This is a genomic window from Paenibacillus sp. A3M_27_13 (assembly GCF_024213315.1).
Classification (GTDB): Bacteria; Bacillota; Bacilli; order Paenibacillales; family Paenibacillaceae; genus Paenibacillus; species Paenibacillus polymyxa_B.
The window spans coordinates 44,768-66,994 of record NZ_JANAVE010000010.1 but is presented as its reverse complement, the minus strand read 5'-3'; the positions used below and the strand labels follow the sequence as shown (position 1 = coordinate 66,994).

General features: G+C 38.7%; 24 protein-coding genes and 1 pseudogene. 17 read left to right on the top strand and 8 right to left on the bottom strand.

Translation table 11 applies throughout. The features are described from left to right. Positions 1-3: 3 nt before the first annotated feature. On the top strand, positions 4-855 hold the full coding sequence (gene panB, locus NLX82_RS24120; protein WP_023988508.1) for a 3-methyl-2-oxobutanoate hydroxymethyltransferase: 852 nt from the start codon (positions 4-6) through the stop codon (positions 853-855). Between the two features lie 245 nt (positions 856-1,100). Here the strand turns inward: panB and NLX82_RS24115 are convergent, their stop codons facing one another. Continuing rightward, on the bottom strand, positions 1,101-1,922 hold the full coding sequence (locus NLX82_RS24115; protein ID WP_069080126.1) for an NAD(P)H-binding protein: 822 nt from the start codon (positions 1,920-1,922) through the stop codon (positions 1,101-1,103). Positions 1,923-2,053: 131 nt separating this feature from the next. Between NLX82_RS24115 and NLX82_RS24110 the strand changes: the two genes are divergently transcribed. From NLX82_RS24110 to NLX82_RS24080, 7 genes are all read left to right on the top strand, one after another. Further along, a complete protein-coding gene (locus tag NLX82_RS24110) occupies positions 2,054-2,878 on the top strand; it encodes a MerR family transcriptional regulator (RefSeq protein WP_254349167.1) in 825 nt (274 codons plus the stop codon). A 262-nt stretch (positions 2,879-3,140) separates the two neighbouring features. Beyond that, positions 3,141-3,593, top strand: a complete 453-nt coding sequence (locus NLX82_RS24105; protein ID WP_028541357.1) for a MarR family winged helix-turn-helix transcriptional regulator — start codon at positions 3,141-3,143, stop codon at positions 3,591-3,593. Positions 3,594-3,604: 11 nt separating this feature from the next. Next, entirely contained in the window at positions 3,605-4,726 is a 1,122-nt protein-coding gene (locus NLX82_RS24100) for an alpha/beta hydrolase (protein ID WP_023988513.1), read from the top strand. Between the two features lie 500 nt (positions 4,727-5,226). Beyond that, a complete protein-coding gene (locus NLX82_RS24095; protein ID WP_023988514.1) occupies positions 5,227-5,505 on the top strand; it encodes a DUF6809 family protein in 279 nt (92 codons plus the stop codon). Between the two features lie 338 nt (positions 5,506-5,843). Then, entirely contained in the window at positions 5,844-6,554 is a 711-nt protein-coding gene (locus tag NLX82_RS24090) for a WXG100 family type VII secretion target (RefSeq protein WP_069080128.1), read from the top strand. Continuing rightward, positions 6,538-7,062 carry a hypothetical protein gene (locus tag NLX82_RS24085; protein ID WP_254349166.1) on the top strand — a complete coding sequence of 175 codons (525 nt, stop codon included), beginning with the start codon at positions 6,538-6,540 and terminating at the stop codon, positions 7,060-7,062. Before NLX82_RS24090 ends, NLX82_RS24085 begins: the two co-directional genes overlap by 17 nt. 21 nt (positions 7,063-7,083) lie before the next feature. Further along, positions 7,084-7,416 (top strand): hypothetical protein, encoded by a 333-nt coding sequence (locus NLX82_RS24080; RefSeq protein ID WP_049828402.1) that lies wholly within the window; start codon positions 7,084-7,086, stop codon positions 7,414-7,416. Between the two features lie 784 nt (positions 7,417-8,200). On the opposite strand, the gene NLX82_RS24075 is transcribed toward NLX82_RS24080, so the two are convergent. After that, on the bottom strand, positions 8,201-8,947 hold the full coding sequence (locus NLX82_RS24075; protein ID WP_023988515.1) for a class I SAM-dependent DNA methyltransferase: 747 nt from the start codon (positions 8,945-8,947) through the stop codon (positions 8,201-8,203). A 413-nt stretch (positions 8,948-9,360) separates the two neighbouring features. Further along, positions 9,361-10,473: pseudogene (locus NLX82_RS24070) on the bottom strand (alpha/beta fold hydrolase). Between the two features lie 146 nt (positions 10,474-10,619). On the opposite strand from NLX82_RS24070, the gene NLX82_RS24065 reads away from it, so the two are divergent. The 4 genes from NLX82_RS24065 to NLX82_RS24050 all read left to right on the top strand — a co-directional run bounded on the left by NLX82_RS24065 (position 10,620) and on the right by NLX82_RS24050 (position 14,517). Then, positions 10,620-10,817, top strand: a complete 198-nt coding sequence (locus NLX82_RS24065) for a TetR/AcrR family transcriptional regulator (RefSeq protein WP_028541351.1) — start codon at positions 10,620-10,622, stop codon at positions 10,815-10,817. Positions 10,818-10,963: 146 nt separating this feature from the next. Then, on the top strand, positions 10,964-12,604 hold the full coding sequence (locus NLX82_RS24060; RefSeq protein ID WP_254349165.1) for a helix-turn-helix domain-containing protein: 1,641 nt from the start codon (positions 10,964-10,966) through the stop codon (positions 12,602-12,604). Between the two features lie 128 nt (positions 12,605-12,732). Next, a complete protein-coding gene (locus tag NLX82_RS24055; RefSeq protein ID WP_254349164.1) occupies positions 12,733-13,704 on the top strand; it encodes an ABC transporter substrate-binding protein in 972 nt (323 codons plus the stop codon). A gap of 24 nt (positions 13,705-13,728) precedes the next feature. Next, positions 13,729-14,517, top strand: a complete 789-nt coding sequence (locus NLX82_RS24050) for a hypothetical protein (protein ID WP_028541349.1) — start codon at positions 13,729-13,731, stop codon at positions 14,515-14,517. A 95-nt stretch (positions 14,518-14,612) separates the two neighbouring features. Here NLX82_RS24050 and NLX82_RS24045 read toward each other — a convergent pair whose 3' ends face one another. After that, positions 14,613-14,837, bottom strand: a complete 225-nt coding sequence (locus tag NLX82_RS24045; protein ID WP_483312066.1) for a hypothetical protein — start codon at positions 14,835-14,837, stop codon at positions 14,613-14,615. Between the two features lie 146 nt (positions 14,838-14,983). Here NLX82_RS24045 and NLX82_RS24040 point away from each other — a divergent pair, with 146 nt between their 5' ends. From NLX82_RS24040 to NLX82_RS24030, 3 genes are all read left to right on the top strand, one after another. Further along, positions 14,984-15,559 carry a TetR/AcrR family transcriptional regulator gene (locus NLX82_RS24040; RefSeq protein WP_028541347.1) on the top strand — a complete coding sequence of 192 codons (576 nt, stop codon included), beginning with the start codon at positions 14,984-14,986 and terminating at the stop codon, positions 15,557-15,559. 211 nt (positions 15,560-15,770) lie between these two features. Beyond that, a complete protein-coding gene (locus tag NLX82_RS24035) occupies positions 15,771-16,346 on the top strand; it encodes a TetR/AcrR family transcriptional regulator (protein WP_076295931.1) in 576 nt (191 codons plus the stop codon). Positions 16,347-16,484: 138 nt separating this feature from the next. Continuing rightward, positions 16,485-17,525 carry an NADH:flavin oxidoreductase gene (locus tag NLX82_RS24030; RefSeq protein ID WP_179086222.1) on the top strand — a complete coding sequence of 347 codons (1,041 nt, stop codon included), beginning with the start codon at positions 16,485-16,487 and terminating at the stop codon, positions 17,523-17,525. Positions 17,526-18,033: 508 nt separating this feature from the next. On the opposite strand, the gene NLX82_RS24025 is transcribed toward NLX82_RS24030, so the two are convergent. The 3 genes from NLX82_RS24025 to clpP are packed head-to-tail and all read right to left on the bottom strand — an operon-like array spanning position 18,034 to position 19,597. Next, entirely contained in the window at positions 18,034-18,699 is a 666-nt protein-coding gene (locus NLX82_RS24025) for an MBL fold metallo-hydrolase (protein ID WP_028541346.1), read from the bottom strand. Between the two features lie 48 nt (positions 18,700-18,747). Next, positions 18,748-18,954, bottom strand: coding sequence for a hypothetical protein (locus tag NLX82_RS24020; protein ID WP_028541345.1), 207 nt, complete (start codon positions 18,952-18,954; stop codon positions 18,748-18,750). Positions 18,955-19,012: 58 nt separating this feature from the next. Then, entirely contained in the window at positions 19,013-19,597 is a 585-nt protein-coding gene (gene clpP, locus NLX82_RS24015; RefSeq protein ID WP_028541344.1) for an ATP-dependent Clp endopeptidase proteolytic subunit ClpP, read from the bottom strand. 200 nt (positions 19,598-19,797) lie between these two features. On the opposite strand from clpP, the gene NLX82_RS24010 reads away from it, so the two are divergent. Together NLX82_RS24010 and NLX82_RS24005 are read left to right on the top strand one after the other, a co-directional pair. Then, positions 19,798-20,523, top strand: a complete 726-nt coding sequence (locus tag NLX82_RS24010) for an RNA polymerase sigma factor (RefSeq protein WP_028541343.1) — start codon at positions 19,798-19,800, stop codon at positions 20,521-20,523. Positions 20,524-20,700: 177 nt separating this feature from the next. Next, positions 20,701-21,411: an alpha/beta hydrolase gene (locus tag NLX82_RS24005; protein WP_023988525.1), complete on the top strand. Its 711-nt coding sequence runs from the start codon at positions 20,701-20,703 to the stop codon at positions 21,409-21,411. Between the two features lie 153 nt (positions 21,412-21,564). On the opposite strand, the gene NLX82_RS24000 is transcribed toward NLX82_RS24005, so the two are convergent. Continuing rightward, the gene (locus NLX82_RS24000; RefSeq protein ID WP_076161169.1) at positions 21,565-22,095 is read right to left on the bottom strand and encodes a DUF4303 domain-containing protein; all 531 of its coding nucleotides are present in this window, start codon (positions 22,093-22,095) and stop codon (positions 21,565-21,567) included. Between the last annotated feature and the right edge of the window lie 132 nt (positions 22,096-22,227).

Sequence of the window (22,227 nt, the reverse complement as noted above, 5' to 3'; positions counted from 1 at the left end):
ACGTTGAAACAAACTACAGATTTGTTGAAAATGAAGCAAAACAATGAAAAGATTGTCATGTTAACAGCCTATGACTATCCTTCTGCAAAGCTTGCAGAACAAGGGGGCGTTGACGTCATATTGGTTGGTGATTCGCTTGGAATGGTGGTTCTGGGTTACGATTCAACAATTCCAGTTACAATCGAAGACATGATTCACCACACGAAAGCTGTTAAACGAGGAGCGAAGGATACATTTATCATTACGGATATGCCGTTTTTAACCTATCATTTGTCTGTTAGAGATACATTAATCAATGCTGGGGAATTAGTTCAAGATGCCGGTGCCCATGCGGTGAAGCTGGAAGGTGCCGATGAAGTCGTCGAACATATCGCCGCCCTGACAAGAGCAGGAATTCCTGTCTGCTCCCACCTGGGACTGACTCCGCAAACTGTTGGAGTTTTAGGCGGATATAAGGTGCAGGGAAAAGATGCATTAGCCGCTAAAAAATTGCTGGAAGATGCTAAGAAATGTGAAGCGGCTGGAGCATTTGCTCTTCTTTTGGAATGTGTTCCAAGACAACTTGCAGAAGAAGTAACCAAAGCCCTTTCAATTCCGGTGATTGGAATTGGTGCTGGATTGGATGTGGATGCCCAGGTTCTCGTATATCATGATATTTTAGGCTATGGTGTTGAACGGGTTCCTAAGTTTGTGAAACAATACCATTCGCTGAATCCGTTTATTTTGGAGTCCATTCAAGCTTATACTGCTGATGTGAAGAATAAACGGTTTCCTGAAGAAAAACATACTTTTACGATGAAGGAAGAGGAACTGAAAGTACTTTATGGAGGTAAGGCTGGTGATTCACGGTACTGAAGATCCGATTATCCCTTATGAACATTAAAAAAATCTGGCTAACGAAATTACAGGTGCGGTTTACTGAGTTCAATAAAACAGCGGCAGTCTAGGACTTTATTTTTCCGTCCATGGCTGCCGCTGTTTCTATTACTTGGATCATCAGTATAATGTAGTATCGTTTTACTCTTTGCCATTCCTCGTTCAACTAGTGTTAGGTTCAACTAGCGTTTTCCGTTAGGTAATTAGTAAAAGTACATAAGGGGTTATACAAAATAATGCTTGTTTTCATTAACCCATTGAGTAAATGTTCTGGCTGGCTTGCCTGTAACTTGTTCTACTGTCGGTAGAACGGTATAGGCTCCTTTAGGAGGGTTTTTCCCAATCCCTATAATAAAGTATTCAATAAATTCATTGTCATAGCCTTTGCTTTTCCAATCTTGTTGTACTTGTTCTTCTGTAATTTCAACAAGATCAATGTATTTATCTATAACTACAGAAATTTGTTTAACCATACTTCTTGGAGACAATGCTTCTGGTCCTGTCAAATCATATGTCCGCTTATCATGGCCTTCTTCTGTTAGTGCCTTTACTGCGACATCAGCGATATCAGCTTCATGAATTCTAGCGCTTAAACTATCAGGGAAAGCCGTACGAATAATCCCTTCTTTTTGGATTGATTCTGTCCAACCACTGTAAAGTGCATTTTTCATAAATTCCACTGGCTTTAGTAAAGTCCATTCCATTCCGCTATTTTTAATAACGTCCTCAATTGGGTTCCCTTCAAAATCTAACAGGGCTACAATTCTTGCAACATTAGCTTGTTTTGCCATCTGAATAATTCTTTTGTTTTTTATAAATTTTTCGTCCGATTGTTCACTCTGAGTGATCAGAAACAAGCTATCTATAGTATGGAGATGTGCTTTTATAGTTTCGGGAATATCAAGATCCCCTAGAACTACTTGTGCTCCTTTAGGTAAGTTGCTTTCCTTCCTTGACAATGCCTTTACTTCTATATCTTTTGCAACTAGTTGTTCAACAATATGACTCCCCACACTTCCTGTTGCTCCTGTAACTAGAACTTTCATTCCTTATATCCTCCCAAGATTAATTATTTAGGTATTACTTTCGATTAGATACTCCTTATGGTCTACTGCTATATGAAGATTACTTGGTTATAATAAAGTGTGGTGTAACACCATAGTCAAGGAGGGATTTCATGGAGAATAATGTTCAAACTCATTTAACGTCAGGACAATTTGCAAAAGTGATGGGTATTAGCAAGGATACTTTATTTCACTATGATCGACTTGGAATTCTTTCTCCTGAATTTAAAGCTGAAAATGGGTATAGATATTATTCAATTAATCAAATCGATGTTTTTAAAGTGATTTCAATACTTAAAGAATTAGAAATGCCATTAAAAGAGATAAAAGAGTATTTAAATAAAAGGTCACCTCAGGAGCTCATTGTCCTACTTGAGAAAGAAGAGGCAATGCTGAATTCAAAAAATAAACAACTGCAAAAAATGAAAAATATAATATCAGAGAAGAAACGAATTACCCAAGCAGCAACTGAGATCGTTACAACTGATATTATTATTGAGGAAAAAAAGGAGGAGTTTTTGGTAGTAACAGAGGCTGATCCTTACACAAATGATAAAAGCATTTACGATTCTATGATAAAACACGAAAAGTACTTGAATATTTATAGTATTGATGCTTCCCATACAGTAGGCTGGATGAGAGATACTAAAAGAGTCTTAACAAATGAAACATTCAATTATGATTATCTTTTTACTAGAGTTAGTAAAAAATCAAATTATTCAAATTTCAAGCGAGAAAAAGGAACATATTTAATCGCATACCATACAGAGGGATACTCAAGCGTATGTGACACTTATGATCGAATAATAAGTTATGCTAAAGATAAGAGCATAGAATTACAGGGATTTTTTTATGAGGATGTTTTGTTAGATGATCTTTCAGTTAGAGGTTATGAAGAGTATTTAATTGAGATCTCTGTTCAAATTTTAAAGATGTAGATTAGAAAACAAAGAAGACCCATCACGGTAAATCAAACTTTCCTGCTGGTTAAACATCCATGCATCCCAATAAAACATTTTCCTCGCTGTAGTGAATGCCTAATGTCTGTTGAGCCGTACTTACTACTATTAATTGGGGTGATCTACAGATCGCAAGAGATAATGAATGCAAACATTCAAAAAATACAGGTTGAAAATAGTACCATATCGAACTATAATATTAGTACGATATGGTACTTTTTTTGAGAAAATGGAGGTGCACATGGGAATTATAAAAGGAAGATCTGTTTTTTTATCAGCATCCATAGATGCATTGCTGGCTAGAATAGTTTCAAGAAAACACAGGGAATCTGAGGTTGATACTTTAACAGCAACTCAAGCAAGGATTTTGTTTTATCTTTGGACGAAAGACGAAATACCTATACATGAAATCTCAAGGGTTACCAATCTTCAAAAGTCAACTTTAACGAGTATATTAGCTAAGTTGGAAAAAGCAGGACATATCAGTTTTATGCCTTGCCAAACAGACAAACGGAAAACAATAGTTAAAGTAGTGAACAGAAATGAAAAATTAGTGGAATTGAACAAAAAGATTATTGATGAAGTCGGAGAGATTTTTTACAAGGGATTTAGCGAGGAAGAAATAGCATTGTATCAAAGTTTCTTAATAAGAACTTTAGATAACCTGATAGAATGCGAGAATGAAAAAAAGTGAGGAGAGAGAGTATGAATAAAAAACTAAGAATGGTATCCTTCGTACTTTTAGCAACATTGGCTTTTGCCACACAAAAGGAAAGTTTCGTAGCTGCTGAAAGTCCTCCTACAGATGTGATTAGTATGGCTCCTACCTATAAAGATGTGGTGTATGCAACCGTAACTAATGACGATGGAAAGAAAAAAGAGTTAAAAATGAACATCTTTAAGCCGGAGGGTGTAACCGAAGCAACTCCTGTCTTGGTATATATTCATGGTGGAGGATGGGCTATAGGGGACTATCAGGGCGATGATGCGCCTAAAGATGCAAAGAAGGAAACAGCCGCGCCACCAAATCGACCAGCACAAATGACAGGTAGAGCTACAGATCAAGTGGCTACAGATTCAGCATATCAAGTTTTCAAAAAAGTATTAGAAGATAAAATTGCTTTCGTTTCCATAGATTATCGGCTAAGTGGCGAAGCTATTTTTCCGGCTCCCATTTATGATGTTAAGGGCAGTATCAGATATCTGCGTGCACATGCCAAGGAATACGGTATTGATCCAGAAAAAATTGCAGTAGCAGGAAATTCTGCAGGTGGACATCTGGCTACCGAACTCGCTGTTACTAGTGATATAAAAGAGCTTGAAGGTGATGTTGGGGGCAATCTTGAGTATTCAAGCAAAGTAATGGCTGCAGTTGATTTTTACGGTCCAACAGATATGTTTACCATGGGCCCTGAGATGGACCCAACCCTGCAATCTCCTGAGGAGGCAGCCGAAACACATGACTCTCCACGAGCAGCTGAAGCCAAACTTCTTGGATTTGATAAAGAAGGACAAGGTGTGGCAGTCCTGAGAGATATTCGGGATAAAAAACAAACCAATTCTCCTTATTGGGAAAAAGTAAAGTTGGCAGAATTGGCAAGTCCTATAAATTATGTATCTTCAGATGATCCACCCATGTTTATTGCACATGGAGGAAGTGACAGTTTAGTATCTATTCAACAAAGTTTGAGACTTAGAGATACTCTTAACCATGCAGGAGTAGAAAATATTTTTATGTCTAACTCTAAAGCTCCCCACGGTGGCCAGGGTGAAGATGTCAATAATGCAGCTATAACCTGGGTAACAAAAAAATTGCTTAATAAGTGAGAAATTTTAAATATTTATGTTATTTTATTAAAAAAAGGGATCTCCATTTATGGAGGTTCCTTATTCTTTAAAGCCTACTTTAGATGAATTAGATTGGCTCTTTTAACCGTTTCATTGCAGATTAAGTCGTTAGGCTATGAGTTAGATTAATTAATGTACTACCCATTGGATATCAAGATGAAATGTTTCTTGAACGGAAGATGCCGATCGAACAATAGGATCAGACAATTTTGTAGCGGAAAATGCTCATATGTGAGATGGCTTGATGATTTTAGGAACTCTATCCTAAGGGGTAGGGCTTCTTTTGGTTTGTTCTATTTAATAAATAGTCTGTGTTTGTTTGGTGGAAATTTGCCAATAGTCCTTCAATTATTCCTAGTGAAATATTCGCTAAAATTCAATATTGATATTTCCAATAGGATATTCTTATTTTTGGGGAACAAAACGCATCTACGGATCCGAAATTTACGCAAAGTCTGTATCAAGAAGGAGAAGATGAAATGAGTATCTTGGAGGATTTATATTACGGCAAATGGTATCCAAGTGAACGAATCAAACCGAAGAACCCTGAACTTGAACTAACCCATCAGAAAATATCCGCTTCTATGGAAACTCTAAAAGCAAGATTGCCAGAACAAGATTATAAGTTAATTGAAGAACTATCTGATTTAAATGATGTCCTAATTTCTATATTATCTGCCTCGGATTATATTTCTGGGTACAAAACGGGAGTTTTGATGATGTTAGAAATATTTGATGGGAAAAATTATCGAAACTAAGGTATACCTTTGTAAAGTAAAGGGAAAGAAAACTTATACAGAATAGAGTTAAAAGGCAAGGGCCGGACGCTATAGCGTACCGGCTTATTTAATATGAGATGGCTGTTAATCTTATGATCATATAACTGAAATAAGATATATTTTCACGATTATTCAGAAGAAGATGAGGCATTAAAAAGGTACTTATTTATAATGAAGGGGGAGCTGAATTTAATAAATATAAGTCAGAGGTCATAGGGATTAAGTCTTCTAATTCATATAACAATTAGTAATAAAGATGGTTTTCCATAAATTTGAATAATGTTATTATGTCTTAATGAACTCAACCGAGGTAAATTATGACAACAATTAAAGTGACACCTGAACAACTTATAACTGTCTCTAAGAAATTTGAGCTTGCGCAGCAAACGGCGATGCAAATGAATAGTCAGTTATCGCAGCAAATTTCGTTTATGGAACGATTTTGGGAGGGGATAACAAAGGAGCAATTCTATTATAGATTCCAAACATCTCAGAAGAATATGGCTGACTTTGTTACACTAACAGATTCGATTGCTAGAGAACTACGGCAGCATGCAAATAAGTTTAGATTAGCAGATATGATGGAGGATGGGAATCTAGACCCAGGTTGCTTGCCACCTCCACCGAATACTTGCGCAGTTCCTGTTGCAGATACACGAAATGCGCTTCAGAAATCGGCGGATAGCTTAACGGAGCTTGGGCAGGATTTTGTAGCAGCTAATTCAGAACGATATGAGAAAAAATTTGATTCAGTCTGGAGCTTCCTAGATTATATGTCGTACGGCATTCCGAAGGGAATGTATCAAGGGTACATGGAACGGGCAGCTAAACAAAACGATTCATGGAATGACATGCTCAATTTCGGTACATTTGGAGTATCGGGCATGATTCAGGGAGCATTTAATCCCACAAATGCATGGTCAAAAGAACATATGGCAAATTTGATTGGTACAGCTGGTTTGATGATAGGTTCTACGACAACTAAAGCGCTGATTAAGCCCAAGAAATATTTTGGAGGGATCTGTTAAGTATGAAGGTGCTAAAAGTACAAATATTTTAAAAGAAAGCGAACAGCACCCTGCTTTTGTAAGAGGGCTAAATACAGATATTGATGATATATTCAGAAAGAATCCTGATGATCCTTTAAAAGAAGTTATTGGATCTGGAAGAGAGTCACATCCACAAGAATGGAATAAAATTATTGATGAGTTACATTCAGAGGGAGTAGAAGTAATATATAAAGGTAACACAATGGCATATTCTCCTAGCAAGGGAGGGCCTGGCCAACTAATAATAGATGAAGATGCTTCTATAGGAGCGTTAATTCATGAGTATACTCATTATCTAGATGATTCAAAACAAGGATTTCCAGGAATGAGTTACCATTTTCAAACAATAAATCGTGTGAAGATGGAATTAAATGCATATATGAGAGAAATAAAAATTGCCGAAGATATGGGACGTAATGATATTGCAAATATGCTGTTTGAAAATTATATTCAAGAAAGAAGATTACTGACCAGTCACTTGAAATAAAAATAATTCAGGAGGAACAAAATGAATATAGTAAAAAAAATAGAAGAAGGAAAATGTTCAATACAAGAGTTAGAAAATTTGCTGGAAGAAAAGAACCCCATAGTTTTATATCATGCATTGACACATATCGGAAAAGAAGGCCTCCGTACAGAGGAAATTATAAAAAAGTTAAGTGAATTGTCTTCAAAAAGGGAACCTCAAGATAAGATGATAGGTCATTATAAAGTAGGAGACTTAGCAATAGCTACTATGATAAAACTTGGAGAAAAAGAAGATGAGATAACTGGGTTTAAGATATTAGATGAATTTGAAAAAAAGATGGTTTTCCGTTTATTTGAAGAAATCGAATGGTAATGCCTCCTGTTCGTTTGAATGAATGCACTTAATTCAAAACTTATTTCATCTCGAACTATGAGGAGAAATAAGTTTTTTTCATATCTAATGGAGGTGAACCAAATGAATAGAATACTTATTCAAGCTGTAGAGCGTTTGTATTCAATTCATTTTGAAAGTTTAGTCAAGTCCAAAATTCGCCGAAAACGTCGCTCTAGGAGAAACTACTTAGCTGCTGAGTGTGTAGAGTAAAAGCCTAACCAAAAATGGGTAACGGATATTACGCAATATCGAGTGGGCGAACGCTGGTGGTATCTTTCTGCGATAAGGACTTGCCAAAGCTTTTGCAAGGCAAAAGGCGTGACCGGGCTGATCGTTCATAACGACTAGTTTAAAAATGGGTGAGAGGTGTTTTTACTTGTGGTGGTACTTTAAAAGGAAATTCTTTTGGTCAATCAGATTCTTGGCAGAAAACAATTGAATTTTTTATGAATTAGGGCGTGTCTTCAAACTCAGGCAAGCCAAACCATAATGGTTGCCAAGGCAAAAAAAGACTTGAATGTACACGCCAATTTATCATAGTGAGTCGCCAGACGACGATAAATTCTTTACTTTATTAAAGAAGCATTCCACCAAATAACGTTTTTTTTGTAAACGTCCTGATCATATTTTAGGGTGACTCGGCGATTTTTCTTTCCGGGAATCACTGGAATAGCCTGTTATTCCTTCAAAAACATGCGAATGGCATGGATATCTTACGCGCGGTCGTCAAACACTTGGGATGAACATTCCGGGATTATTCGTTTTAGGCTCCATGTTTTCGACAAACAGTAATGATGGAAGGAGATAAAGGGGTGAACGGTGTTTTATCCCAGTCCGAATATTGATTTTCGATACAAAAGCCGCGGCTCGTTAATAAACGCTGAAGCGTGTCATTATCAGTAAAGCGACATGCAATTCGAGAAATTGTTTTCTCCGATCCCCAATCACGGAACGTGACCCAGTGCATGATCTGGTTACTTGAATCATACGACTGTGTCCCAGATATCTTGACTTTAATTCCATCTTTATCGATAAAATTTCCCCAGATGCTTTCCTCTTGGTTGGATAAATCGGTTCCCAAGGGGTTTCGTGTTTCAAAAACAAATATCCCATTTGATTCTAGGTGCTTGTAGACGGTTTCGAGTAAGGCTCGTTGATCCTCATCGCTCAAAAATGCCTGGAATGCATTTCCTGTCAAATAAATCATGGAAAAACGCTTTTCGGAATCGAATGTACGAGCATCAGCTTCAATAAAATCCACAGGTAAACCTTGAGCTTTAACCCGCGCATATTCAAGCATCGATGAAGAAATATCAACACCTGTTATATGTATCCCCGATTTTGATAAATGAATGGTTGTCAATCCTGTACCACATGCAAGTTCCAGAACCTCGCCTGGGTTCAATCTAGCCATATCAAGATAGAAATTGTATTTATTAGTCTCACCGCCAAATTCAAGATCATAATTAATCGGGTCTCGATACTCTTCAAGATTATCGTGATTTATCAATATGAATCATCCCTTCACTACACTACAGATTCCTTTAAATCATCCTTCATTATACCATCCATTCTCGGTTTTGCGATATATGGAAACCACGTTGATGTTTTATAAAAAAAGGACTGACGCGCCAGCACTTTTAAAACAAAAAAGCCGCTAATTTAGCGGATCTGATGATGAAGGTATAATTATTGTAGGAACAAACAAAGGACTAGATCATTTAACTTACCCAGAAATAAAAAAAATCATAGGGGATAAAATTCTTATTAAATATGCAGATCAAAATGAGACGTAAAAAAGGCGGTTTCCCCTTTTGGGGAAACCATTCGTTATACATAATTCTTTTAAATATTTACTAAATATCCGCATTAACCATACTCTGAATTTTTTATGCGAGAAATTATAGTATTTATATCTCTTTGTTATAGGAACTTCTTCATTTCATTAAATGCTAACTCCCTGTGGCCTGCTTGGCAGTGTTGCTCACCACCCGTTTCTTTAGTAAATACTTTGGTTGTAATGGACGCAGCATTGATTAATTCTTGTTGGATTTGTGCGAGTCGGCTAATAGGTACGTATTGATCATCTTCTCCAGCTAATAAAAGAACATCTTGATTTATGAATGCTCCAATGCCTTGCATCGTGTGCTTTTCGAAATTTTTAATGAGTTCAAAAGGCGTTGCTACACCGGTGTTTTCCATCCCTTTGGTAATTTTCCAATGCAAATCAATATTGTGAGTCATCATCTGTTCGAATAATGAATTCACTTGATCTACTTCATTACGATCGACTAGCTGCACTATGCTCTGGTAAGTCTCTTCTGGCATGCCCATTTTTAAGGCATCTAAACCACAATAGAAAATGTTAAAAGCAACTACTTTATCGATTCTCTTTTCGAAGGCTGCCGCACGCATTGCTAAATATCCTCCCCAAGAAGCACCTACGAGACTAACACGATCTAATTTGAAATAATCAATCACCGTTGATATGGGCTTTTCCCAGTTATGAATGAATTTTAGGCCGTTTTTTAAAGCAGTTCCTTGGCCAGGGCCATCGAATACAATAATATTGTAATCAATTCCCTTCATAAATCTCATCATTTTAAGCATCTCTTCCATGTAAGAATCATACCCACCAAAGACAAGTAATGTCTTCGTAGCTCCAGGTGTCAATAATTTTACAGCAGGAAGATACGAGTCTTCATAGGGAATCTTGTAGGATTCATAATCAAAATCATGAAAGCCTTTATAGAACATTTCTCTATATTTTCGATACATTTTTTCTTTATTGGGGTCTGTGGTTGCAAGATAAAATTCTGCAGCTTGATAGTAGACTCAGGCTAAGTCATAGTCCTTGCTGTCTTCGCGTTTCTTTGCAAAATTGAGCCAAGCTTCATACCAGCTATGGGTGTCTTTTAATTTCGGAATCATCTTTTCCAAGTCAGCTTGTGCTCGATCATCTTCTTGATAATAATCATTGATAAAACGATTAATTTGAAGATTGAACTGTTCGTTATTGACATAGGATTTAAACATGTATTTTCCTCCTTCAATTTGGGTATGTGCTTACTATAGAGTATAGTTACTACATAAAAAATAATTAGTATCGCATAATCTGTAGGATATCTTACACGGTATATATAAAGTGTTCGAAAACTTACACATAAGGAGCAAGTGGTTAAATGAATGAAGATATCAGAATTTATAAAACAAAAATAGCTATTGAGCGAGCTTTAATAAAATTACTCCAACAACATCATTTTAAAGATATTACGATCAAAAAAATCTGTGATCAATCTCTTATCGGACGTTCTACCTTTTATAGTCATTATTTAGATAAGTACGACTTGCTAGAAAAAATAGTTAAACAGTATGCTTGATGTCTATTCAGTGGGTTTTGAAAAATGGCAAAGATGCGAACATCATTTTTCTTTTAGATCAAATGCAAGAATATATTATTAATCAGTTAAAGTCTGACTTGTATCAAGGTTAAATGTTTTAGCTAGTATGAGGGCGGTGAGATTACTTGGTTGAGATAGAAAAGAACTTTAAACATAAAGAATATGCACCCCTCGAAGGGATGTGTTTCAAGCTACGAGAAATTGAGCATATCAAGAATCAAGCAAATGATTGGGAGCTAAGACTTCAGTTTATCGAATCCCACATGATTCTTGTTGCGGCAAGCGGTCAAGGCTGGCTAACGATTGATGGGCAATTCATCGAACTTCGACAGGGCAGCGTTTACGTGTGTACGCCAGGAGAACTCATCGAAGCAGCCGCGCACTCCTTTGATGAACGAGGGTTTTATTATCTTCGATTTGATGTTATGGACGATGAGGTATCTTCAGCCCATTCGATGCAGATTATTAAGAAGAACAGCCCGTTTCCGGCTAAAGGGGAAGTTATCGTTACGTCGCCTGTTTCTGTTAATACGTTGTGCGATACCATTAACCAATACTTGCAGGATGAGGATCATTTAAAACGATTTCGCGGGCAAATTCTCTTTCAAGAACTGCTGCATACCATCTTGCAAGATGCCCATCTTGAACAAGGAAACGATTCGGAAACAGCCCTAGACTATATCAAAGGCTATATAGAGCAGCATTACCAGAAAGAACTGACAATCGATCACTTGGCCAAGGTGGGGGGAATGAGTACCCGTCATTTTATGCGATTATTCAAAAAAAGGTATGGCTGCAGCGCGATCGACTATTTGGCAGTGTTCCGAATCGAGCAGGCACAACAGCTGATGAGGTCGGGTGGGCAAAATCGTCTTCGAGATATTGCACGACATGTAGGTTACCATGACGATACTTATTTTCGGCGCAAATTTAAACAGGTATCGGGCGTGCCTCCAGCGGCATTTATGCAGAACAGCAGAAAAAAAATAGTCGCCTACGATTTCCCCAACATTGGACAATTGATTGCGCTTCAAATTAATCCTTTCGCCGCACCAGCCGATCACCCATGGACTGGTTATTACAAGCGAAAGTATCACATGGATGCCATGCTTCCTCTAAGTTCAAATCAATGGATCAAGAGAGAAGAAATTCGACTTGCTGAACCCGATTTTATTGTTGGTATCGACACTCTGGTATCTCCTGAGGAACAGGAAATGCTGAGGAAAATTGCACCTGCATTTTTTGTACCCTGGGTGAAGAACGATTGGCGTACGCATTTGCGCTTAATTGGGAAATTTCTGGACAAGACCGTAGCAGCCGAGACTTGGCTTGAAAAATATGATCGAAGGGCTCTTTTTGTAAGAGAGCAAGTGAAACATGTATTCAAGGATGATCGTCTCCTCATTCTGAGAATCACCGGTGATCGTTACAATGTTTTGGGCAGTAGAAGCCTAGGCACAGTATTTTACGATGATCTGCATGTTCTGCCTGTGCAAGGTGTCGATCTTTTGAGTCAAAATCAGCAGATAACGCCTGACCAACTAGCGAATTTTGATCCAGATCGTTTATTGCTCATCGTAGACGAGGACATTCAGTCACAATTAAGTTGGCAAACACTCATGAATTCTAAGCTATGGAGTGATTTGAAAGCTGTCAGGAACAGCCGGGTGGACTTCCTTCCCTCATATCCTTGGGTAGAATATACGGCTTTCACTCATGAGCTTATGCTGGATGAAGTTTTAAAGATTTGGCGGGATCGTGCATGAAAAAAAGTCGCTATCGTCAATATTCCGAAATTATAAATTCATCTATACTCCTAATATATGATAATGATAATCAATTTTAATTAGAGGTTGTCATAAATAAATCAAATGATCAGGAGGACCACCGAAGAATGAAGCAACAACGACATATAATCGCAGGTTTAATTATCGTATTGTTCGTCATTGTAAGTACTGCTTGTGGAGCCAATAATGCAGGAAACACAGCTAGCAATTCTGAAAAAGCGAATAAAGGAGCCACTGCTGAGCAGCACGTTATTTCAACTTTAAAAGGGGACCTTAGTATTCCAACGGAGCCCAAAAGGGTCATTGGACTCTCTGTTGTTTACCCAGAGTTGTTATATGCACTTGGCGTTACGCCTGTTGCGGTACAAAACTATCATCCGGATTTCCCATCCTATTTAAAGGAACCGTTTAAAGATACACTGAAGATGGGAATTGCCCAAACTCCTAATTTTGAAGCTATTCTGGCCTCTAAGCCGGATTTAATTATTGCCCCTACGTGGTGGTCCGATAAGGATTATGCTCAGCTTTCCAAAATTGCACCAACGGTGCTTTTACCGCAGCGGGATGATTGGCGTGATGAGTTACGGGATATTGGCAAGGTTCTAGGCAAAGTGGAACAGGCTGAAAAGGTCATTCAGGATTTGCAAACGAAAGAAACTGAAGCGAAGGAGAAACTTCATTCTCTAGTTGGTGACGAGACAGTCATGTACATGATGATTATGGCGAAGGAGATCGTTATTTACGGAGAAAATAGTGATCGGGGAATCTTCATCCATAAGACATTAGGTCTAAAGCCGATTAAAGAATATCCACAGGGTGAGCTAAGTCTATCCATTTCATTGGAAAAAATACCGGAATATAATCCTGACCATATCATTTTGCAGTTAGATGATGACTCCAGTCAAGAAGTTCGGAATAGATATGAGGAAATGCTGAACAGCTCTTTATGGAAAAACATGACAGCCGTGAAAAAAAAACAGGTTCACATAATGGGAGGCAAGGAATGGTTTAGTCTTGGCATGTCTCCATTGGCAGATCTTCATGCTATTAACGATGTCGTTCATGCTTTTGAAAAATAGAGAACAATAATGGGAGTGTATGCTATGGGCACGGTTGATTTTCAACATTTGGAAGAAAAATTTTTCCTTACTTTGAATGAGCTCGATAAAACCGTGCTTACCATCCCTGCATTTGATCTATTAAAAGTTGAAAATATGAATCACTTAATCGACACATACGGCACGCTCATCAAAGCTAAAGAACGTTCAGCAGCAGCAGCTTTTTTTATTAGCTGGTACGCCGGGGTATGCGGTGCGATGCAGCACATGCTGTATCAAGGCAACGTGTTGCTGTTGGATTTATCATTATCTAATTTATCCGTACAATTATATGTAGTTGACGGCTATCCGCTTTTTTCATTTAAAATCAACGAAGTGCGATTTAACCAAATTTCGATAATGGACTGGGATGAGGGGGAGAAGAAATCGCTTGATTCCTTTTACAGGGAACAGGTAACGCCTATAATCCAACTTTTGTCCCAACTGGCCCCCATAAACGCTATTCCATTATGGGGACAAATCGTTAATGCGTTGTATGCTCAAATGGAAGAAGAGTTGGCCGAAGCGTCTGATGAAGAAAGTAGAACCAGGATCATTTCTTTTTTCAAATTGCTCACACACGATGTCGATGCTAGTGCGTTCGGACTCCGTAATAACCCGTTTAATGTTAAACCAAATTTCATTGAACACCCAAATATCCCTGATCAAAAAATGTTAGTGAAAACAGCTTGTTGCCTGGCTTATTGCTTGGATCGTGAATTTGGTTACTGTTACGCATGTCCGCGATTAAAAGAAAAGGATCGGGCATTAATGAGAGCGAATGGACGTTGTTGAAAAAACATCTGCTTTGATTGGATAATAACGATTGAAGCTATGGAACTACGATTTTGATGGGCATGTTGCGTACGAACAATATATTTTTACAGTTGTTATATGAATTTCTTCATTTCATTAAATGCTAACTCCCTGTGACCTGCTACCACCTGTTTCTTTAGTAAATACTTTGGTGTAATGGACGCAGCATTGATTAATTCTTGTTGGATTTGTGCGAGTCGGCTAATAGGTACGTATTGATCATCTTCTTGATAATAATCATTGATAAAACGATTAATTTGAAGATTGAATTGTTCATTATTGACATAGGATGTAAACATATATTTTCCTCCTTCAATTTGGGTATGTGCTTACTATAGAGTATAGTTACTACATAAAAAATAATTAGTATCGCATAATCTGTAAGATGTCTTACATGTTATATATGAAGTGTTCGAAAACTTACACATAAGGAGCAAGTGGTTGAATGAATGAAGATATCAGAATTTATAAAACAAAAATAGCTATTGAGCGAGCTTTAATAGAATTACTCCAACAAAATCATTTTAAAGAAATTACGATCAAAAAAATCTGTGATCAATCTCTTATCGGACGTTCTACCTTTTATAGTCATTATTTGGATAAGTACGACTTGCTAGAAAAAATAGTTAAACAGTATGCTTCTGATTTTAAAGTTGAAATTGAGCAGCGTTTTGATCCCATCGAAGATGGTAAGGTGGCAAATGCCATAGAACTTGTAACCGATAAAATGATTAAAAATAAGCTCGAAATTTCAACATTGTTAGCCGTTCATGAAGTAACAGCAGATCTACGTAAGGAATTTGAACAAATTTTGTTTAGGACTTGCTTAGATTATTTAAAGCAACAGAATTCTTCAACTTCGATCGCATTAGAGTATTTAGCAGAACTATATGCTGCTAACTCAATGATGTCTATTCAGTGGGTTTTGAAAAATGGCAAAGATGCTAACATCATTCTTCTTTTAGATCAAATGCAAGAATATATTTTTAATCAGTTAAAGTCTGATCTATATACAAGTTAGCACACGTGGAGTGATGTTTTTATGACCGATAAATCATTAGAAGAATACATTATCTATTATCATGGGTCGTGTTGACGCACGGCTCTTTTTCGTATTTCTTTGTTCAAAAGGGGGAAAGCTAACCGCGAATTAACGTCTTCACCGTCTTTTTTTATAATTTTACCAATAAAAGATTATTGACTGCATAGTCAATAAGTGATAAAGTGAGTCCATGAGCAGACCAAGAGAATTTGATGTTGATCGTGTGTTGCAACAGACTATGGAAGTATTCTGGAACAAGGGATTCAAGTCAACCTCCTATGAGGATCTAACTCGCACTACGGGGGTTAAGAAGCAAAGTTTGTATGGTGTATTTAACGACAAGCGATCGTTGTTCCTGAAGGCGTTAGTACACTATCGTGAACAATATATAGAGATACTTGAAAAGTTGGAAGCGCAGGAAATGTCTCCAGTGAACAAGCTGGAATCGTTACGCGACTCTCTGCTGGACGAAGAAGCCACTTCCCGAGGTTGTCTGATGGTAAATTCCGCTCTGGAATTCGGAACAGAAGATGATCAGGTCACACGCGAAATAGAGTTGATGTTCACTGAAGCCGAACAAATACTGGAGAAAATCGTCATCAGTGGCCAGGAACAGCAGTTGATTACGACGCGTTTTTCCAGCGAAGAGCTTGCATCTTATCTGAACAACGCTATTCTCGGCGCGCGAATTCAGGAGAAATCAGGTGCGTCCAGGGAACAGATCAAGGCAATCTTACGCGTGTCTTTTTCAATGATCTTGCCTTGATCTTTTTTTGTCAAGTTATTGACTTTGTAGTCAATAATACGTCATCACTGGGAAGAGTAGATCACTTTTATTACATTAAAGGAACGGTCTGTGATACTTCTTAAGCTTTTTAAATAAATATCAAATTTGGAGGCAATTATGAACCATACTCAATCCGTAGAACCCTTGTTTAAATCTTTTGAATTAGGCAACTTGAAATTATCTAATCGTATCGTGATGGCACCGATGACCCGTCAATTTTCTCCGGACGGTGTGCCTGGTGCAAATTCAGCTGCCTACTACCGCCGCAGAGCTGAGAATGGTGTGGGACTTATTGTGACCGAAGGAACGGTGATCAATCACCTGGACGCGTCCAATCAAGCCGATGTTCCGCACTTTTATGGTGAAGCTGCACTAAACGGTTGGGCAAATGTGGTGGCTGAGGTACATAAGGCAGGCGGAAAGATCATCCCGCAATTCTGGCATATGGGAGCACGAGGCCAAGTTAACGATTATTCGGAAGCAGAAATTGCAGAGATCATCCAAGCCTTCGCACAGGCAGCAGCGGAAGCCAAGCGACTTGGGTTCGATGGTATTGAGCTGCATGGTGCTCATGGATTTTTGATCGATCAATTCTTCTGGGAAAAAACCAATCAACGTACCGATCGTTATGGCGGTGATATAATTGCACGCACACGCTTTGCAGTGGAGGTCATCAAGGCCTGCCGTCAGGCCGTTGGACCAGAATTCCCAGTTGTACTGCGTTTATCACAATGGAAAGGAAGCGATTATACAGCGAAGTTGGCTGAAACGCCGGCACTGCTGGAGCAGTTCTTGGCGCAACTGGTTGATGCGGGCGTGGATATTTTCCACTGTTCTACTCGCCGTTTCTGGGAGCCTGAATTCGAGGGCTCTGAGCTGAATCTTGCCGGCTGGACCAAAAAACTAACAGGTAAACCGACCATTACGGTTGGGTCCGTTGGCCTTGACGGTGAATTTATGAGTGTTTTCACCGAAGGAAAGGGAGCAAATCATGTTGGGATTGATGGATTAATCCAAAAGCTCGAACGTGAGGAGTTTGATTTGGTGGCCATAGGCCGTTCCCTGTTGGTTGATCCTGAGTGGGTAGCCAAAATTCGTGACGGCCGGACAGATGAGCTAATTCCTTTTACGGCGGAGGCACTAAAGACACTTCATTAATTCTTATAACATCTCCTGCATGATACAAGCAGTGGCAGACCAGAGGGAGGAATTACCCCCGACCTGATTTGGCTGTCGATCGGCATTGAAGCTCCCGAGGATATGTAGGAGGATCTGGAACAGGCGATTCGGAAGGCCTAACTGGATGATATGGTTGAGGCAGGGGACGTAGCAGAGACGGAGCAAATAATCGGTTAGCGATTTAATTAAGATCATACCCTAAAAGCCAAACGGGGAGGGACGCAAAGGTGGATATTCCTCGAATTCGCAGTTAGCAAGGTTTAGCCAGGATGGAATAATGACTCATACGCTCAGAGAATGCAACTTAATGAAAATTATCGTTCATCTCAGTTAGTTGGATTGCAGGAATAAACAATGAAGATCTATTTTGTAAAATGCAAAATAACACTTTGTTAAAGTTCAATCACGAATTAACAAAGTGTTATTTTAAATAATCTTCTCGTTCACAACATTGTTTCACCAAAGATAACTTACCGGAACTTTAACTTTATAATCCTTGGGTAAGTCCTAATATCTGATCATTCACATGTACATTACTTAATCCCCCGTGATAACAAACTACGGATGCAATGTCGAGATCCAAATACTTTTTTAATGAGAGATGAGCTACTTTTATATCGGGTGTGGTCGGGACATGAATTCCCGCGAGAATCCCGTTTACACTGTACATCGAATCCCCGGCAATAAGAGTTTTACTTTGCCTTAAATAAAGGCTGATATGACCCGGAGTATGCCCAGGCGTATGGATGACGCGAATCCTGCCGCAAAACGGCAGTTCCTGACCATCTATTAAGGTATCGTCCACTTTGCCCTTCGGGGGATTCACAAGGTGACCATCTTTTAAAAGAGGGATCTCCCCCTGAATATACGGCTTATCCAGTTCGTGTGCATAGACTTTAATATGACTGCCACACTCCTGCAAAATCTCAGGAAGACTTCCTATATGATCCACATCTTGATGCGTCAAAATCACAGCTTTTAGTTGGTCAAACGACACGCCTACCTTTTCCATAGCCACGCGTAAATCTTCCATTTGCCCAGGGAGTCCTGTGTCTATTAAAACAGCCATTTCTTGATCCCACAAAAGAATAGGGTGAATCATATTCCCATGAAAATCTAGCTGAAGCATTTCTACCCCCTGTGAAATTTCCATAATATCGGGCCTCCGTACAATGTAATTGCCACCCATGCTAGAATAGGTTCATGGGGCGAATCCAACTCTATAGCGTTGCCGTTCCTTAATGTCAATGGATACGGTGCGAATGGATGTAATAGGAATAACAAGCGTCTGATATTGCGTAAGGTATTTAACGAACTTGTCGTCAATCTGATCCAATATCCCGTCGCATACATTTGTCCCATCTATAAAATGAATAGTTACTTCCTTGCCTTGTAAGTTTGCTAACATGATATCACCTCGTATTATTTCTTGAAGTTTCTTGAAGATCATTAGGTTTTGAGCATCTTTACAAAGAAGTTATCACTTGATCAATAACACCATATTCCAGTGCCTCTTGAGCGGACATGTAAAAATCCCGGTCCATATCTTTTTCGACTTTTTCAAAAGATTGCCCGGTCCGTTCAGCTGTGATACGGGTTGCCTTTTCACGAGTCCATAAAATTCGTTCTGCGCTGATCGCAATATCGCTAGCTTGACCTTGTGCGCCGCCGTGCGGCTGATGGATCATGATTTCACTGTTCGGCAACGCCGAACGTTTCCCTTTGGCGCCCGCCAGCAAAAGGATCGCGCCAAACGAAGCAGCAAATCCCGTACATATCGTGTGCACATCGGGTTTGATGTACTGCATCGTATCATAAATGGCAAATCCTGCGGAAGTAGAGCCACCCGGGCTGTTGATATACATGTAAATTTCTTTTTCCGGATCTTCTGCCGCCAGGAACAATAATTGAGCAATAATACTGTTAGCCAAATGATCATCGATGGCTGCCCCGACAAACACAATACGATCCTTTAAGAGTCTGGAATAGATATCGTACGATCTTTCACCTTGAGCGGTTTGCTCGACAACATAAGGAACATAAACACTCATTTTTTATACCCCCAATTTCCTGTTTCCAGTTGATTTCTCCTTGTAAACGAACCGAGGCCGTAAAAAGATACGGAGGTTTCAATGGGAAAACGATTTACGTAAATGGTGTAACTTTTACAACCACTTGTTCGTTTACATTGGAGGTAGCAAATGGCTTTGCTCTAGGAAAGGGCAGAATAAGACCGTGGAGGAGAGGACCTATGCGCATAGATGATTCTATACAAATGACAGATAATATAATAAACATCGAGAACTTGGAGGAATTACAGGCGGTCCTGAAACGTTACTGTCTGTCGCTTACGAAATCAAATTGGGATGCGGAAGAACTGGCTCAGGACACTTGGATAAAAGCATTAGGTAAGTTAAATAGCTTCGAGCATACAAATCCCGAAGCGCTTTTGCTACGGATTGCTAAGAACACCTGGATTGATGATATACGGAGAAAAGCAGTCTACACTCGGATATTGAATAGGGACCAAGCGAAAGTAACTGTACCCGATCATGGATCTTTTGAAATCGAGATAGCGTTGCAATCCTTAATGAATCATTTATCTCCGCTTCAGAGAACTGTTTTTTTGCTGCGAGATGTGTTTGGATATTCGATTCGTGAAACATCCGACATGCTTGAAACAACGGAGGGAGCGGTAAAAGTTGCACTCCACCGGGCACGAAAATCGCTTGGAGCAGTCAGGGAGGATCTTCTCAAAGGAGAGTTATCCTTACCGGAAAGTGAAAACTCGAAAACTTTTCTGAGAGCGTTGACGGCGGCATATCAGATGGGAGATATTGCAGCAATGGTTATGCTCTCCCATCAGGATGAAATGGAGCCGGACGTGGTGATCGGAATCGTCAATCATAAGCTGCACCGGAGTCTCGCTACAATAAAACAAACGGATTCCCATACCATGAGTATGATAGCGGCGTAGTTTGTTTTTCTTACCATCGTAGTATCATAGGATATAGCACTCAATTTTTCTGAATTGGGTGAAAGTAGGGTTCTGATCATGAATTCTAACAAAATAAATTTGGAGCAGTGGAATCGCAAAGAACATTTTGATCAGGAAGACAACGTACCATTGGCTGTTTTAAGCGAGGATAAAGTAATGATAAAGCAAGAATTGAAAATCGAGGGCATTCCGGCAATTTTGTGGGGTGTTGAATCAGATAAGATATTTATAGCTATCCACGGTAATATGTCAAACAAGGCAGATGATGTGATCGTTATATTTGCAGAAGAAGCAACGGCACAAGGGTATCAAGTCATTAGTTTTGATTTGCCTGAACATGGTGATCGCAAAGAAGAAGCGTACGTCTGTAAAGTTCAAAATTGTGTTCATGATCTTGACATAATCATGCGTTACACACAAAAGCAATGGGATGACATTAGTATTTTCGCTTGTAGCATGGGTGCGTATTTTAGTTTGCTTGCTTATAATCATCTCCCACTAAAACAATGTCTGTTTCTTTCTCCAGTGCTAGATATGGAGAGAATAATCAAAAATATGATGACATGGTTCAGTGTAAGTGAGGATAGATTAAAAGTTGAAAGAGAAGTATCTACACCCATTGGGCAAACACTTTATTGGGATTATTACTGTTATGTAAAATCACATCCGGTTGATACATGGAATAAGCCAACTGCCATTCTTTATGGTACTGAAGATGACTTGTGTGAATATGATGTCATATCTACGTTTGCAAGCCGATTTCATTGCCATCTAAAAGTGATGGAACATGGAAAACATTATTTTCACACCAAAGAGCAACTACAGTTTTATAGGCAGTGGTTGAAAGAACAATTATTCGCAAAATAAGTAAATGGGAAGCAAGGGGTTAATCTCACTGCTTCCCATTTAACGTACCTTCCAGCGCCGTATTTATCTTCAAAAGGTTACAAATAAGTAGCTGGTAAGTGAGTGTTTGAGATTGGAAAAAAGTTGAACCATGTGAAAGAGAATGATTTAGTATTATTGATAACGATGCAAGAAGTCATCAACTAATTTGGCGTTTGTCATCTGAATTACGGACTGATTTTCCAGTTCCTCGGCCATATCATCATCCGTCATGGACACGAAAAAAATAATATCTTCTTTGGATTGGCCGAATTGATTAAAAAGTACATCGTCTGTTTCCTTAACTACCTTGGCCATAATTTTTATCACTTCATCTTTATAGTCAAACACATTTTCGGTTGCATACAGAAATTTGCTAATATGATTGAGATGTGTTGTATCGCCATATTGATATTCGCTTAATCCCCATCTATAATAATTTTCATCTTTCTTGCTGTTGCACAGGCCTTGGGCTTTCATGTTTGTGATATGTCTAACAAGTGATTCCTCCGTATTAACAGCAAGAAACAAGGTGATAAAATCGCTGTCTGTGCCAAAAGCACAAGCGTAAACCCGCTCATTCTTCACTTCTTCCAGTATGCTTTTAAGATCATCCAAAAATCCTGCCCTAAATCTTTCCTCAAATTCACTTAGAAAATTGCTCATCTGATTCATATACTCCTTAATGTCTCTTTTGATAAACTTAGATTATCAGATTTCTCTAATTAAAGTTAGCTGGAGTTTGTTCAATTAACTGGCAAAAAAATGTTTTAGAAACCCTTTTATTTGTTTAAAAAA